The following is a 15,474-nucleotide window of genomic DNA, read 5'->3' on the forward strand; positions in this document are numbered from 1 at the left end:
CATGCAACGGATCGCAATCGCCGAACGCCCGGATTGGCGCGAACAGGCCGAGTCGCTCGGCTTCCATTTCCACACCATCGACGGCGAACCGTATTGGGACGAAAACGCGTATTACGCGTTCTCGCTGCGCCAGATCGAGGACGACATCGAGGCGCCCACCCAGGAACTGCACGATATGGCGATGCAGTTGGTGGACGAGGTGGTGGGCTCGGAACGGCTGATGACGCAGCTGGCGATTCCGCCGTTCTACTGGGACTGGATCGCCAACTCGTGGGAAGACCGCGACCCGCATCTGTACGGCCGCATGGATCTGGCCTACGCCGGCGACGGCCCGGCCAAGTTGTACGAACTCAATTACGACACGCCGACCTCGCTGTACGAATCGGCGTATTTCCAGTGGTTGTGGCTGGAGCAACAGATCGCCGCCGGCGTGCTGCCCAAGGGCACCGACCAGTACAACCTGATCCAGGATCTGCTGTGCGAAACACTGGGCGCGCTGGCGGTGGAGGGTGCAATCGGGCCGCAGATGCATTTTTCAGCGGTGCGCGATTCGCTGGAGGATCGCGCCACGGTGCGGTATCTGCGCGATTGCGCGCATCAGGTGGGCATCAGCACCGAGGAAGTGGCCATCGAAGACATCGGCCTGAGCGCCGATGGCTGGTTCACCGATGAGCAGGACCGGGTGATCCATACGCTGTTCAAGCTCTACCCGCTGGAATTCATGATGGAAGAGCGCTTCGGGCCGGCATTGATTGCCAACCGTGTGCGCCTGATCGAGCCGGCATGGAAATCGGTGCTGAGCAACAAGGGCATCCTGCCGCTGCTGTGGGAGCGGCATCAAGGCCATCCCAATCTGCTGCCTGCACGCTTTGCGCAAGCCGGCGAAGCGCCGACGGCAGGCTGGGTACGCAAGCCGCTGCTCTCGCGCGAGGGTGCCAATATCTCTCTGGTCACCGCACAGGGCGATGCTGCGCAGACCGATGGGCCGTATCTGGATGGGTCGGCGATTTTGCAGGCGCACCGTCCGTTGCCGGTGTTCGACGGGCGGCATGCGCTGGTGGGCAGTTGGGTGGTGGCCGATCGCCCCGCCGGGCTGGGCATGCGCGACGACGATGGCCCGATCACCCGCGACACCTCGCGCTTCGTACCGCACGTGATCGTGGATTGATGCAGTAGTGAGTGCGCATCGCCACCGCAAGGTGGCGGTGTTGCGATTGCCTCAGCTGTGACCGTTGGTGAGGTTTGCCGGCTACGTGGCTGCGCTCTGCGCAATGGTTCCGCCCTGCACAGCGCAGACAACGCGCTTCATCGCCTTACACACGCCTTGGTTGCGCGCAAGCCCTTCACTGCAGGCCGAGCAGCGCAGGTTTTCCACACCCCCTGTGGATGGAAGTTGCACAAGGCTGTGGACAAGTGAGCGCAGGCCGCGGCCTGCAACGCTGTCAAGATGGGTGGCGAAAAAATGACCAACTGCGCGCGGATGATTTTTTTCACTCTCGATCGGAGCGATCTCGGCAGGATCGGCAAAGTCGGTTGCACAGCCATCACACCCGCCGCGCCACGAAAAAGCTCGCCACCGCCAGCAGCCACGCCAACGCGAACACGCTCAGGTATGCGGCCAACGTCGAGGAGGCCAGCAGCGCGGCGAACAAGGCGCCGGCCAGCGCCAGCATGCCGGCCACCGCAATCGCTTCGCTCAACTGCAGAGCCGAACTGTGCGCGCCTTGTTGCGCCGGTGGCGACAACGACAACGTCAACACCGACAGACTCGGATACAGCAGGCCCATGCCCAGGCCTGCCAGCGCCCAGCCGGCAATCGCCACTGGCACCGGAATGAGCGGCCACACCGCGCCCGCGCTGATCACGATGCCCAGCGACATCAACAACGCACCGGTCTTGAGCAGGCGTGGGCGCGACCAACCGGCGCGGCTATGACCCTGATACCACGAGCCGCTGAACCACCCCAGCGCACCCACGCTGAGCGCCACGCCGGCCAGCAGCGGCGACAGGCCGCGTTCGCGCGACAGCAGCAACGGCAGAAACGCCTCGAACCCGAAGAAGGCCGCCGCCGCAATGCCGCGCAGCGCGATCACGCTGGGCAGCCCACGCGCAAGCCGCAGCGTGCCGCTCGGCAACAGGTGCCAGGCGCAGAACAGCGTCAGCAATAGCGCTGGCGTCATCGCAAGCAACGCCAGCATGCCGTGCAGCTGCCCGCCCAGATACACGCCGAGCACGCCCAAGGCCGCACCGATCGCCCAGCCGAACGCGGCGTTGGAGTCGGCGGACGGTTCGCCCGACCATGCGCGCCCGCGGATGGCCGGCCACAACATCAGCCCGGCCGGAATCGCCAGCAACGGCACCGACAGAAATACCCAGCGCCATCCCACATGCTGCACGATCAGCCCACTGATGCCGGGCCCGATCAACGAGGGCACCACCCAGCCGGCGGAAAACGCGGCAAACACGCGCGGCCGCAACGCTTCCGGATACAGGCGCCCGACGATGACGTACAGCGCCACCGAATACGCCCCGGCACCCAGGCCTTGCAGCAAGCGCCCTGCGATGAGTAGCGGCATGCTTGGCGCCAACCCGGCGATCAACAGCCCGATCACAAAGCACAGCAGTCCCGCACCCAATGCGCCGCCCGGGCCGCGCCGGTCGCTCCAGCGCCCGGCGGCGGTCATGCCGACCACGCTGGTCGCCAAGGTGCCGCCGAAGGCCAGCGCGTACAGCGGCAGCCCGTTCAATTCGCGCGCCACGGTCGGCATGGCGGCGGCAACCGCCAGCGATTCGAAGGCATTGAGCGATACCAGCGCGACCATGCCCAGCGTTGCGGCGCGATACGGCGCGGCGAGAATGGAAGTGGGTTGCGTGGCGCCCAGTGGCGTGGCGGGCGTGGTGATTGCGGTAGGCATGTCGGTGGGCATCGAAGATCCAGGAACGAGCGTGAGCACAGCCATGACATCGGTACTTGCACCGGTCATGGCCGCGCAGCATCCTGCCTCAACCAAGGTTGAGGTCAAGGCAATGCAGCGTGAGTTGTCCGTGGGCGAAGTGGCCAAGCGCAGTGGCGTGGCGGTGTCGGCATTGCATTTCTACGAGCGCAAGGGCTTGATCCGCAGCCTGCGTACCGCAGGCAACCAACGCCGTTATGCGCGCGATGTGTTGCGGCGGATTGCGGTGATCCGCGTGGCGCAGCGGCTTGGCGTGCCCTTGCAGCAGGTGCTGGAGGCATTCTCGGTGTTGCCGGAGCAGCGCACGCCCACACGTGCGGAGTGGGCGCGCATGTCGGCGCGCTGGCGCGGGCAACTGGATGCGCGCATTAGCGAACTACAGGCGCTGCGCGACCAGCTTACCGACTGCATCGGCTGCGGGTGTCTGTCGCTGCGCCGCTGCCGGCTGAGCAATCCGGGCGACACCCTGGGCCACGACGGTGAGGGGGCCTTGCGACTGGGCAGCTTGATTGCGGAATAAGAGTGGCTAACAAAACGTCGCGAGCGGGCGCCTGGCGGTGAGTCTGGTGTTGTCGGCCGCGTCTTGGTGGATGCCGTCAGAAGTCCAGGTCAAACGCTGAGTGGATCGAGGGCGCGGTGCCCTCGCCGCTCGCGGGACACGCCGCAAGTACGTCCATGTAGGCTCGGTGGCGGCATCCATGCCGCCACACGGTCCCGCAATCGGTGAGGACACCGCACCAGAGAGTGAGTCGGCTGCTTTGTTGAAAACATGCACACCGACCATCTCCCCTGGTCCTTGCCCGCCCACCATCGCGGGACCTTACGCGGCATGGATGCCGCGTAAGAGCCTACATGGACGTACTTGCGGCGTGTCCCGCGATGGTGGGCGGGCAGGGCCCCGCAGCCAATCAACAGACCAGCCGCTCTGCGGTAGTCAGGCATGGGTTAGTTTTGGTAGCCGCTCTCAGCATCACCGGCATGGCCGTCGCGTAGATCGTTCGAGCGGAGCGCTGCTGCCGCGGAATCGTGTAGCGCCATCCGGGACCAATGGCATTCCCGCGCGCGGCGAGGCGCGCCGTAGGATGGGAGTCCCCCACGCCGCAGGATTTTGCATGACCCCCACCGTGCGCCGATCGCTTACCGTTGCACTGTCACTGGCGTGCGTTGCCGCGCCCGCACTTGCCGCTCCCGCACCAGCCAGTTCCGCAACCGCAGCACCCGCTCCGGCCAGCCCTTTCGATCCGCTGGCCTTGTTTGCGCCACTGCAACTGCCCGATGCACCCAACGCCTACCGCAGCGGCAGCGGCGTACCCGGCCCGCTGTTCTGGCAGAACCGTGCGGATTACGACCTAAAGGCCAGCATCGACCCGGCGACCCACACGCTCACCGGCGAGGCGGCGATCCGCTACACCAACCGCAGCCCCGACACGCTGGGCGTGCTGTGGCTGCAGCTGGACCAGAACATCTACCGCGCCGATGCACGCGCTGCCGCCAGCCGGCCATCGCGCCGCACCCAGTTCACCGACGGCATGCAGATCGCCAGCATCGAGATCGACGATGGCGGGCGCCGCCAGCCGGCCCACTTCGTCGTCGACGACACCCGCCTGCGTGTGGACCTGCCGCAGCCGCTGGCCGGGCAGGGCAAGGCGCTGACCGTGCATATCCGCTACCGCTACACGATTCCCGGTACCTGGGGCGGGCGCACCGCGTTCAGTGCCAGCAAGCAGGGTGAGATCTACGAGATTGCGCAGTGGTATCCGCGCATGGCGGTGTACGACGATCTGCGCGGCTGGGACACGCAGCCGTATCTGGGCTCGGAGTTCTATCTGGAATACGGCAACTTCGACTACGCGGTGACCGTGCCGGAAGGCTTTCTGGTCGCCGGCTCCGGTGCGCTGACCAATCCGGCCGAGGTGCTCAGCCGCACCGAGCAGCAACGCCTGGAGCAGGCCCGCGGCAGCGATCGCACGGTGCTGATCCGCACGCCTGACGAGGTGACTGCACGTGCGGCCAAGCCGACGGGCAAGGGCACGCAGACCTGGCGCTTCCATATGGACAACACCCGTGACGTGGCGTTTGCTGCATCGCCTGCGTTCGTCTGGGATGCCGCACGCATCAAGCTGCCGGGTGGCAAACAATCGCTGGCAATGTCGGTGTATCCGCTGGAAGGCGTAGGCGCGGACAAGTGGAACCGCTCCACCGAATACGTCAAAGGTGCGATCGAACATTTCTCGCAGTGGTACCCGTATCCGTGGCCGGCCGCGATCAACCTGGGCGGGTACGGCGCGGGCATGGAGTATCCGGGCATCGTCTTCGATGGTTTCGAAGACAGCGGCAAGGAGTTGTTCTGGATCACCGCGCACGAGATCGGCCATACCTGGTTCCCGATGATCGTCGGCTCCAACGAGCGGCGGCATGCGTTCATGGATGAAGGCTTCAATACCTTTATCGACGTGTACGCATCGGATGCCTTCAACAAGGGCGAATACGCGCCCAAGCGCGATTCGGAATATGCGCCCAAGGGCGGAAACCCGGTCGACGAAATCCTGCCGTTGCTGGCCGACACCAGCGCGCCGACGCTGATGGACAACGCCGATTCCACCAGCGAGACCTACCGTCATTCGTTGACCTATTTCAAGGGCGCGTTGGGGTTGGTGCTGCTGCGCGAGCAGATCCTGGGGCCGGAACGCTTCGATCCGGCCTTTCGCAAGTACATCGCCACCTGGGCCTATAAACATCCCACACCGTCGGATTTCTTCCGGTTGATGGAAAGCGAGAGCGGCGAAGATCTGGCCTGGTGGTGGCGCGGTTGGTATCTCAACAACTGGCAACTGGATATGGGCATCAGCGAGGCGCATTACGTGGATCACGATCCTGCCAAGGGCGTACAACTCACACTGCGCAGCAGTCAGAAACTGGTGATGCCGGCCACCGTGCGCGTGGAGCTGGCCGACGGCAGCCACCTCGATCGTCGCGTGCCGGTGGAAACCTGGCTGCAGAACACCGCACCCACGCTGACGCTGCCGACCACACAGAAAGTGCTGCATGTGCGACTGGATCCGGATCACGTGTTGCCCGATGCACAGCGGGGCGACAACCAGTTGGACGTGATCGGCTAGCGGCGCCGATGCAATCGTCCGCGCTGCAAATGGCGCGGATGCGCGAAGTGCAGCACACGACAGACGCGTACCGAATAACGGCGCAATCGATTTCAGCGATTGCGCCGTTTTTTGTATCTGCTTGCATGGCCATCGAAGCCGCGCGTTGCTGTAACGGATGTGCTCGCATGGTTGCGCGATGGTGTTGCCTTGCAGCGTCAACAGTGCCGTTGTGCCGCGCTTGCGTCGTGCGATCGCAATAACACTTTGCGCAACTTCTGACAGCGGCGTTATGGCGATCATCGCCCCGGCCTGAAGCGCCAATATCAAAGCGCAATCACTGCAGCCGCTGCTGATAACGCTTACAGCCACGGCAGGTCTGCGTATGCCGTACGGGCTCAAGCGCGCGTGTTGTTGAGTGCCTGGATGTGTCACCGCGTGTTTGTTGCAACGCAGGGTGACAAGCACCGACACGCATGACTAGTCTGCGCCGCGTGGTAGCGCTATCACGCTTGATGGAGCGGTAGCAGCCGATTGAACGCCGTGGCACACAGGGGCTGCGGCGGCAATAGATCCAAGGGTAGGGAAGGCAGTCGCACGTGCTGTACAGATCGTCGCAGGCAGCGTCCGTCATGGACGTGGCACGCTCACGGTTGGCATCAGGGGGATCCGCCGTTGGTTCGATGCGGGGGATCAGATGACGTTCTGCAACGGAAGGTATGTCGCGTGCCATGCAAGGCGCGTGGCCAGACAATCGCCGCGTCGCATTCCGCGACTACGGCCGTGGGTGTTGGACTCCAAACCCGAGGATAGATCGATGCGTCGTACGTTGAGCAATTTCAAGTCCAAGGCCATGTTCACCTTCGTCGGTGGCCTGTTGGTCATCAATCCGGCCTTTGCGCAGGACGTTCCCGCGCCGCCAGTGCCGCCGCCGCAATCCAGCGCGCAAACCGCCACCACGCTCGATGCGGTCAACGTGACCGGCATTCGCAGCAGCCTGGATCAATCGATGGGCATCAAGCGCGATGCCGCAGGCGTGGTGGATGCGATCAGCGCCGAAGACATCGGCAAATTTCCCGATACCAATCTGGCCGAGTCGTTGCAACGCATCACCGGTATCTCGATCGAACGCCGCGATGGCGAAGGCGCGCAGGTCACCGCGCGCGGCTTCGGCCCGCAGTTCAATACGGTCACGCTCAACGGCCGGCTGATTCCCGGTGCCGACGCATTCGGCGCACCCGGCCAGACGCCGATCGGCGGCGTGGATGTGGGCACGCGCGCCTTCAACTTCGCCCAGCTCGCCTCCGAGGCCATCACCGGGATCGAGGTCTACAAGACCAGCCGCGCTACCGCGCCCAGCGGCGGGATCGGCGCGACCATCAACATCCAGACCGACAAGCCGTTCAATCACTCCGGTGTGGTGGCCAATGCCGGCGCCAAGATGGTGTCCGACCGTTCGCAGCCGTTCGGCGATTCGCTCACCCCGGAAGTGTCGGGCATTTTTAGCTACACCAATCCCGACAAGACCTTCGGTATCGGCTTGAGCGGCAGTTACCAGAAACGCCACGGCGGCTCGGTGCAGGCCACCGAAAACACCTGGAACATCCAGCGCTGGACCGGGACCGACCCGGCGCTGCGCCCGGATGCGGTGGTGACTAACGCACCGGCGATCGGCCAGTTGTACGGCATGCCCAACGACCTGCGTTATGCATTCGCCGACTTCCAGCGCGAGCGCACCAACGGCCAGGCAGTGGTGCAGTTCGCACCCAGCGACAGCCTGACCTTGACCCTGGATTACACCTATTCGTCCAACGAGATCCGCGAAGAGCGCGGCGAGCAGGGCATCTGGTTGCAACGCGCCAACAGCTTCACCGATCTGACCTTCGATACCGGCCAGGCGGTGGCAACGCCGATCTACCTGCGCGATGTGCCCAACGGTGCCAAGGACTTCGGCATGGAGCAACAGCGCAACGAGCAGAAGTACACGCTGGGTTCGCTGGGGTTCAATGCCGATTGGCAGGTGAGCGACCGCTTTCAGTTGTCGTTCGATGCGCATAACTCGAAAACCAAGAGCATGCCCAACGATCCGGTCACCGGCGGCAGTGCCACCTACTTCAGCTTCGCCGGCACCAACAACTGCGTCAACGGCCCGTCCTGCGGCGGTCAATGGGGGCAGGAGCTGTCGTTCAACAATTCCTTGCCGATCGGCGCACGCACCTGGTATCCCACCGCTGCCGATTCCCTGGCTGGCACCAACGGTGTGGTCAATCCGGACTTCACCCCCGCCGAGCTCGGCTCGCAGGTGCTGCGTATCTACTATCAATCGCAGGTGACCGAGATCAAGGAAGGGCGCATGGATGGCACCTTCGACTTCGACGACGGCCGCTTTCAGTTCGGCGTGAGCAGCGCCAACACCACCATGAACCGGCTCACCAGCGACACCAACTCCACGCTTGGCGACTGGAGTGTAGCCAATGCCGGCAACGAGCCCGGCATGCAGGCGTTGCTGCGGCCGGTGAGCATCACCGGCATGTTCAAGGACTTCAACGCCAACGGTGCGGCGCCCAATGCGTGGCGCGGCGATGCTGATCAGCTGGCCCTGTGGGGTGGCAGCCAGTACGGCGCCACCACCCGCTACAACCCGAACTACAGCGCCGACAATCAAGTGGAAGAGAAGACCCGCGCCGCCTACGTGCAGTTGGAACTGAAGGGCGATATCTCCGGCATGACCACCAACACACGGCTGGGCTTGCGTTACGAGCGCACCGATGTGGAATCCACGTCGCAGGTGGCCACGCCCACTGCGTTGCTCTGGCAGGCCAACAACGACTTCCAGTTGTTGCGCTCCACCGAGCTGCAGCCCTTCAGCGAAAAGACCAGCTACAACTACATCCTGCCCAATCTCGATTTCAGTATCGACATCACCGATCAGCTGAAAGGACGCGCCGCATTTGGCCAGACCATTGCGCGTGCGCCCTACAACAACCTGATCGCCGGGCCGACGCCGAATACACCGAGCGGTTCGATCCTGATCAACCCTTCAACCCGTGCCTCCGGCAGCTCGCAGAGCCCGACGCTGGATCCGCTGGAATCGGACAACCTGGATCTGGCGCTGGAATGGTATTTCGCCGACGCCAGCTATGTGTCTGCCACATTCTGGAACAAGCGCGTCAGCAACTTCATCGGCAACACGGTGTCGCGCGAATCCCTGTACGGATTGACTGATCCCACCTCGGGGCCGGACGCGCAATCGGCCCTTGCCTTCCTGCAGAGCGGTGCCTGCGCTGCGCAGGTTGGCGCCTCCGGTAACGACGTTGCGGGCGCCTGCTCGGCCAACGACACCTCGCTGTTCGCGGCGATGGCGTTGTTGCGTAACGCCGCGGCCACCGGTGGATTAGCTGCCTATAACGGCAGTTCCGCGCAGAGTCTGGCCCTGGAGAATGCCTACGACATCGTTGGCAATGCCTCCGACCCGCTGTATCAGTTCGATGTGTCGCGGCCGGTCAACCAGAACAAGGCCAACATCCATGGTTGGGAACTGGGCGGGCAGTACTTCTTCGACACCACTGGCTTCGGTATCTACGCCAACTACACCATCGTCGAAGGCGATGTGGGCTTCGACAACACCGTGATCGATCGCGACCAGTTCGCACTGCTCGGTTTGAGCGACACCGCCAACGCCATGCTGATGTACGAAAAGTACGGTTGGAGCGCACGTCTTGCCTGGAACTGGCGTGACGAGTATCTGATCGCGGCAAACCAGGATGGCGCCAACCGCAATCCTTACTACGTCGAGGCCTACCAGCAGTGGGACCTGAGCGTGAGCTACAGCTTCAGCAAGCAGCTGTCGGTAGGCTTTGAGGCGATCAACCTGACTGGCGAAGACGTGCGTTGGCACGGGCGTTCTGACAAGCAGATGATCCGCCTGATCGACCAGCAACCGCGTTACACGCTGGGTGTGCGTTATGCGTTTTGAGCGCGACTGACAAGCCGCTGCGCGCACCTCAGGTGCGCGCTGGCCAGTGTGCGGCGGGGTGGAAATGCCCGCGCGCATGCTGCTCAGAGCGCACCGTTCGTGCGCTCCGACGGCAGCGCATTGGAGTTGGTTGGCCGCTCCGTGCAGATGAGTAAGTCGTGATGTCTGCGCGGCCACTGATCCGGCTGGCGGCCGCGACCGCACTGCGAGGCTGGATGCCCAGACGCATCCGCTGCGATCGCAGACACGCAAACTGCCGCCATTACGATGGTGGCTGGGGCATCACCGCGACGCTGGTTGTGCAGGCCTGCCACCAATGCTGCTGTGCCGCTTGCCGGCTCCCTACTTTTTGGCAATGCTCGACTCCAGCTGGCACGGCATGTCGCTGCATGACCGACTCATATCCCCGTAATGCAGTGATCCATTGCGGATGACCGCTGGAGTTCTAGATGACGCGATACGCAGTGCTCAACAACGTGGCGCATCACGACATCCGCGTCATCCTGCGCTTTGGCGCCGAGTTCGGTGATGCGCTCGGCCTGGTGCCGGCCTTCGTCACCGAATTCGCCGAGCTTCAACGCGAATACCCGCTGTTTTTTCGCAAGGATCCTGCCACTGGCGCCTACCAGGCGGTGGCGCTGCTGGGCTTTGCACAGGACGAGAATCTGTTTCTGCAGGACGGGCGCTGGACTGCCAGTTACCTGCCGGGCATCGTCGCCAAGGGGCCGTTCCTGATTGGTTTCCAGGAGCAACGCATCGATGGCGCCCTGGTGCAGGAGCCGGTGATCCATATCGACCTGGAGCACCCGCGCGTCAGCCGCGACGAGGGCGAGGCGGTGTTTCTGCCGCAGGGCGGTCATAGCCCGTATCTGGAGCACATCGTCAGTGTGCTGCGTGGCATTCGCGACGGCGTGGACGCGGGCCAGGCGATGGCGGCCGCCTTCGATGCGCTGGGTCTGATCCAGCCGGTGCAGCTGGACGTGACGCTGGATGCCAACCACGCCACCCATCTGCAAGGTCTGTTCGCGATCGACCGCGAATGGCTTGCCGCGCTCGATGCGCAAGCGCTGCATCAACTGCATCAGGCCGGTTATCTGGAAGGCGCATTCTTGATGCTGGCATCGCTACATAACGTGCGTCGGCTGATGGCAGAGAAGCAACGCCGCCTGCAACACACGCAGGCCGCGCCCGCTGCTGAAGCGTATGCCTGAGCGCATGGCTGTGAGCGCCTCCATCATGTCTTCAATTGCCGCAATCGCGCCCATCGCAGAGCGTACAGACTGCCGACCTGACGCGCTGCCGCTTTCTGCGCTCTGCGCCGCCGCCGAACCAGTGGTATTGCGTGGCATCGCACGCGCCTGGTCACTGGTGCAAGCCGGGCTGCGCAGCCCTCACGAGGCGATGGCGGTGCTGCGCGCGCACGACAGCGGACATGCCTTGCAGTATTCCCATGGCGGCCCGGAAATCGCCAGCCGGCCGTTTTACACCGACGACTGCAGTGCGCTGAATTTCGATGTGCAGCGTGGCACGCTGAGCACCTTGCTGGAGGCCATCGCCGCGCATCGGGATGACCCACAGCCGCCTACGTATTATCTGGCGTCGTTGCCGGTCGACAACCACCTGCCCGACCTGCGTGCAAGCAACGATCTGGATTTCGCCGCCAGCGGCATCGCCGTGCAGCCCAGCATCTGGATCGGCAATCGCGTCATCGCTTCGTGTCATTACGACGCGCCCAACAACCTGGCCTGCTGCGCAGTGGGGCAGCGCCGCTTTACGCTGTTTCCGCCGGAGCAGGTGGCCAACCTGTATCCCGGTCCGCTGGATCCCACGCCGGGCGGGCAGGTAGTGAGCATGGTGGATATCGCCAACCCGGATCTGCAGCGTTATCCGCGATTTGCCGCTGCGCTGGCGCATGCGCGCACCACCGTGCTGGAACCAGGTGATGCGTTGTTCATTCCCAGCATGTGGTGGCACCACGTGCAATCGCTGCAGCCGTTCAATGTGCTGGTCAACTACTGGTGGAGCAGCGCACCCGCGCAGTTGCCGGCGCCGATGCCTGCGCTGTATCACGCGCTATGGGCGATTCGTGACCGGCCCGCGTCCGAAAAAGACGCCTGGCGCGCATTGTTCGATTACTACGTCTTCGGTCCCGCCGAGCGTGCTGGCGAACACCTGCCCGAACAGGCGCGACATGCGTTGGGCCCGATCGACCCGATCCTCGCGCGACAGCTGCGCGCGATGCTGATCGGCAAGCTCAACCGCTGATGGTCCATACCGCCCTAAATGCATCCCACAGGAGTGCGCAGTGATCCAGGCCCCGATTCGCAAGGTCGTTATCGTCGGTGGCGGCACTGCCGGCTGGATCGCTGCCTGCGCGCTGTCGCACCAGTTCCGCGAGCTGCTCGAGATCACCCTGGTCGAGTCCGAGCAGATCGGCACCGTGGGCGTGGGCGAGTCCACGGTGCCGCCGATCCGCACCTTTCATCGCTTCCTACAGATCGACGAGCAGGAGTTTCTGCGCGCAGTGGCCGGCACCTTCAAATTGTCGATCTCCTTCGAGCATTGGCGTCGCCAGGGCGAGCGCTATATCCATCCGTTCGGTATCACCGGGCAAAGCACGCTGGTGTGCGCCTTTCACCATCTATGGCTGGAAAGTCAGCGGCGTGGCATGCCTGGCACGTTCGGCGATTACTGTCTGGAAACCGTGGCCTCGCGCGTGGATCGCTTCGCACTGTTGCGCGAGCCTGCGGTCAATTACGCCTACCACCTCGACGCGGCGTTGTATGCCAAGTTTCTGCGCGCACGCAGCGAAGCGTTTGGCGTCAAGCGCATCGAAGGCAAGATTCAGCAAGTGACCCTGCAACCGGACAGCGGGGACGTCGCCACGCTGGTGCTGGAAGACGGGCAGGTCCTCGATGGCGATCTGTTCATCGATTGCAGCGGTTTTCGCGGCTTGCTGATCGAGCAGGCGTTGCACACCGGTTACGAAGACTGGAGCCACTGGTTGCCGTGCGACCGCGCGGTGGCGGTGCAGACAGAAGCCGCCGGTCCGCCAGTGCCATACACCCGCGCCATCGCGCACGAGGCCGGCTGGCGCTGGCATATCCCGCTGCAGCATCGTGTCGGCAACGGCCTGGTGTTTTCAAGCCGCCATCTGTCCGATGATGAAGCCCACGCCAAGCTGCTGCGTGACGCCGCTGCGCCTGCGCTCAAGGATCCCTGGCTGGTGCCGTTCCGCACCGGCCGCCGGCGCAAGGCCTGGAACAAGAACGTGGTATCGCTGGGTCTGGCCAGCGGCTTTATCGAACCGCTGGAATCCACCAGCATCCATCTCACCATCGCCGCGGTGGTGCGCCTGATCAACTTGTTCCCCGCAGAAGGCATCGCACCCTCGCAGGTGCAACTGTTCAACGACATCAGCCGCGCCGAAATGGAACACGTGCGCGACTTCATCATCCTGCATTACCACGCCACCCAGCGCGACGAACCGCTATGGCGCCAATGCCGCGAGATGGAACTGCCCGAATCGCTTGCCTTGCGCCTACGCGCCTGGCGCGAACGCGCGCATGCCTGGCAAGGCGCCGATGAATTGTTTCGCGTCGACTCCTGGACCCACGTGTTGATGGGGCAGGGCCTCATGCCCGAGCAGCATCACCCGCTGGCGCGCGCAGTGTCCGATCGCGATCTGCATCGCCTGCTGGACGGCATCGCGCAGCCGATCCAGCGCGCGGTGGAACAGATGCCATCGCAGCAGGCGTTTATCGATGCGTACTGCAAAGCTGGCGCAAGTGCGTGGGGCCTACGCAGCCCGGTGGTGGCGTAGTGTCCATCTGGCCAGCTACAACCGCATCAAATCCTTGCCGACCACGATCGGCCCGGCATAGTGCTTGCGCGCGCCCTCGCTCCACATCGCATCGGTGATCGTCGGGTCGCCGCCGGGGACGAAGTGATTGAGTACGAGCATTTTTGCGTTGGCCGCTGATGCGATCTTGCCCACTTCCTCGCTGGTGGAATGGCTCTTGAGCAGATGGTCGAGCAAGGTCGGCGCGTTGTCATTGGTCTTGAGCATCTTTTCCAGCGCGGGCAAATACATCACCTCGTGCACCAGGATGTCGGTGTCTTTCGCGAACTCGGCCAACGCGGGCAGATAGCGCGTATCGCCGGAGAACACCACCGTGCGGTCGCGCGCGGCGAAGCGGTACGCAAATGCAGGTTTGAGCGTGTAGTGATCCACCAGCGTGGCGGTGACGGTGACCTGGTCGTTCTGCAGCACCGTGCCGGGCTGGTCGAACTCGTGCACCTGGATCAGCTGCTTGAATGGCGGGCGGCCTTCTTCACGAATGCGCGCATCGATGTCGATGGCATTCATCTCGACAAACGCATCCACCATCCTTGCGATACCGGGTGGGCCATACAGATGCACCGGCGTCTGCAGCCCGCTTGCCCACGCCAGCCACACCACGTTGAGCAGGTCGGCATTGTGATCGGAGTGATGATGGGTGAGGAAGATGTCGCGTAGCGCAGGCAGGCGGATGCCGGCTTTGGCCAGTTGCTGCGCAACCCCATTGCCGCAATCGATCAGGTAGGGCTGCCCGTCGATGACCAGCGCATTGGCGGCCGCCGCGCGCAGCGGTGAGGGCGTCGGGCCGCCCTTGGTGCCGAGCAGGACCAGCACGCTGCCGTTGGCCGGGAACGGCGCTGGCGAGAGCGGATCCGATGACGAATCTACATCCTTCTGCCCGCCGCGGATTGCAGCACCGAGCTGGCTTGCCATGCTCAGCGTGCCCGCAGCCAGCGCGATGCGCAGCACCTCGCGACGGGAACGGCGTGTAGAAGGTGCGGGCATTGCGGCTCCTGTCGAAGCATGGAGTAAGTGTGCTGGGGCTGTATCAGACTAGCGCGAGCCCGTCAGGCGTGCGACGACGCAAGACAAGTCAGAGTGTTTGCGCAATGAACTCGCTCAGTGCAGGCGAACGATAGAAGCCCATGCATTGCGCAAAGATCCTGTTGAACGGGCCTAGCCGCGCTTCGTCCTTCATCGGTACTTCGGCGCGATAGAAGTCCGCCGTCTGCTCGGCGACATAGCGATGCAGGCGGTCGGTGGCGCCGGCCTTGGCATTGTCCAGCGCATAGGTCGTCAGCAGATACGAGCGATCGCGTAGCTGATCGGAAGCATATTTGCCGCTGCGCTCGTAGTTGTTGTCCAGGCACAGCTGCAGCGCGTATGCCTTGACCTCTTCGCGATTGGCGGGCTTGCCGGCTGCGCTGGCGGTGACCTGCAGCGACAAGGTCGCCAGTGCAAGTGCGGCGATGAGAGAGCGATTGCGTTGAACGGGCATGCCGATCCAGGTGAAGGACGAGCTGCCAAGTCTGCATCATCAAGCCGATGCAGATGAAGTGCTGTACGCCCGCCAAGTGCAGCTGCACGTGGCAGACGAGACACCGC

10 protein-coding genes are annotated in these 15,474 nt (G+C 63.8%); 7 read left to right on the top strand and 3 right to left on the bottom strand.

Going from position 1 to position 15,474, the window contains the following annotated elements:
- The first annotated feature begins 1 nt into the window (after position 1).
- Positions 2-1,168, top strand: coding sequence for a glutathionylspermidine synthase family protein (locus AC1PLU_RS06710; RefSeq protein ID WP_481108032.1), 1,167 nt, complete (start codon positions 2-4; stop codon positions 1,166-1,168).
- A 376-nt stretch (positions 1,169-1,544) separates the two neighbouring features.
- On the opposite strand, the gene AC1PLU_RS06715 is transcribed toward AC1PLU_RS06710, so the two are convergent.
- The gene (locus tag AC1PLU_RS06715; protein ID WP_481108479.1) at positions 1,545-2,915 is read right to left on the bottom strand and encodes an MFS transporter; all 1,371 of its coding nucleotides are present in this window, start codon (positions 2,913-2,915) and stop codon (positions 1,545-1,547) included.
- Positions 2,916-3,027: 112 nt separating this feature from the next.
- Between AC1PLU_RS06715 and soxR the strand changes: the two genes are divergently transcribed.
- The 6 genes from soxR to AC1PLU_RS06745 all read left to right on the top strand — a co-directional run bounded on the left by soxR (position 3,028) and on the right by AC1PLU_RS06745 (position 13,851).
- On the top strand, positions 3,028-3,474 hold the full coding sequence (gene soxR, locus AC1PLU_RS06720; RefSeq protein WP_043889844.1) for a redox-sensitive transcriptional activator SoxR: 447 nt from the start codon (positions 3,028-3,030) through the stop codon (positions 3,472-3,474).
- Positions 3,475-4,066: 592 nt separating this feature from the next.
- Positions 4,067-6,073 carry a M1 family metallopeptidase gene (locus AC1PLU_RS06725; protein ID WP_481108033.1) on the top strand — a complete coding sequence of 669 codons (2,007 nt, stop codon included), beginning with the start codon at positions 4,067-4,069 and terminating at the stop codon, positions 6,071-6,073.
- Positions 6,074-6,869: 796 nt separating this feature from the next.
- Positions 6,870-10,028, top strand: a complete 3,159-nt coding sequence (locus tag AC1PLU_RS06730) for a TonB-dependent receptor (RefSeq protein WP_481108034.1) — start codon at positions 6,870-6,872, stop codon at positions 10,026-10,028.
- 449 nt (positions 10,029-10,477) lie between these two features.
- Positions 10,478-11,239: a SapC family protein gene (locus tag AC1PLU_RS06735; protein ID WP_481108035.1), complete on the top strand. Its 762-nt coding sequence runs from the start codon at positions 10,478-10,480 to the stop codon at positions 11,237-11,239.
- Between the two features lie 25 nt (positions 11,240-11,264).
- A complete protein-coding gene (locus AC1PLU_RS06740; protein ID WP_481108036.1) occupies positions 11,265-12,293 on the top strand; it encodes a cupin-like domain-containing protein in 1,029 nt (342 codons plus the stop codon).
- A 40-nt stretch (positions 12,294-12,333) separates the two neighbouring features.
- Positions 12,334-13,851: a tryptophan halogenase family protein gene (locus tag AC1PLU_RS06745; RefSeq protein ID WP_481108037.1), complete on the top strand. Its 1,518-nt coding sequence runs from the start codon at positions 12,334-12,336 to the stop codon at positions 13,849-13,851.
- Between the two features lie 15 nt (positions 13,852-13,866).
- Here AC1PLU_RS06745 and AC1PLU_RS06750 read toward each other — a convergent pair whose 3' ends face one another.
- A complete protein-coding gene (locus AC1PLU_RS06750) occupies positions 13,867-14,874 on the bottom strand; it encodes an MBL fold metallo-hydrolase (RefSeq protein ID WP_481108038.1) in 1,008 nt (335 codons plus the stop codon).
- An 88-nt stretch (positions 14,875-14,962) separates the two neighbouring features.
- A complete protein-coding gene (locus AC1PLU_RS06755; RefSeq protein WP_481108039.1) occupies positions 14,963-15,367 on the bottom strand; it encodes a hypothetical protein in 405 nt (134 codons plus the stop codon).
- Positions 15,368-15,474: the final 107 nt, after the last annotated feature.

The sequence above is a fragment of the Xanthomonas sp. NCPPB 2933 genome, assembly GCF_056725225.1.

What these genes read in the sequence shown, in the direction of transcription:
- AC1PLU_RS06715 (WP_481108479.1), bottom strand. Translation starts at nt 2,915, where the DNA reads ATGCCTACCGCAATCACCACGCCCGCCACGCCACTGGGCGCCACGCAA.
- AC1PLU_RS06730 (WP_481108034.1), top strand. Translation starts at nt 6,870, where the DNA reads ATGCGTCGTACGTTGAGCAATTTCAAGTCCAAGGCCATGTTCACCTTC.
- AC1PLU_RS06740 (WP_481108036.1), top strand. Translation starts at nt 11,265, where the DNA reads ATGTCTTCAATTGCCGCAATCGCGCCCATCGCAGAGCGTACAGACTGC.
- soxR (WP_043889844.1), top strand. Translation starts at nt 3,028, where the DNA reads ATGCAGCGTGAGTTGTCCGTGGGCGAAGTGGCCAAGCGCAGTGGCGTG.
- AC1PLU_RS06755 (WP_481108039.1), bottom strand. Translation starts at nt 15,367, where the DNA reads ATGCCCGTTCAACGCAATCGCTCTCTCATCGCCGCACTTGCACTGGCG.
- AC1PLU_RS06750 (WP_481108038.1), bottom strand. Translation starts at nt 14,874, where the DNA reads ATGCCCGCACCTTCTACACGCCGTTCCCGTCGCGAGGTGCTGCGCATC.
- AC1PLU_RS06710 (WP_481108032.1), top strand. Translation starts at nt 2, where the DNA reads ATGCAACGGATCGCAATCGCCGAACGCCCGGATTGGCGCGAACAGGCC.
- AC1PLU_RS06735 (WP_481108035.1), top strand. Translation starts at nt 10,478, where the DNA reads ATGACGCGATACGCAGTGCTCAACAACGTGGCGCATCACGACATCCGC.
- AC1PLU_RS06725 (WP_481108033.1), top strand. Translation starts at nt 4,067, where the DNA reads ATGACCCCCACCGTGCGCCGATCGCTTACCGTTGCACTGTCACTGGCG.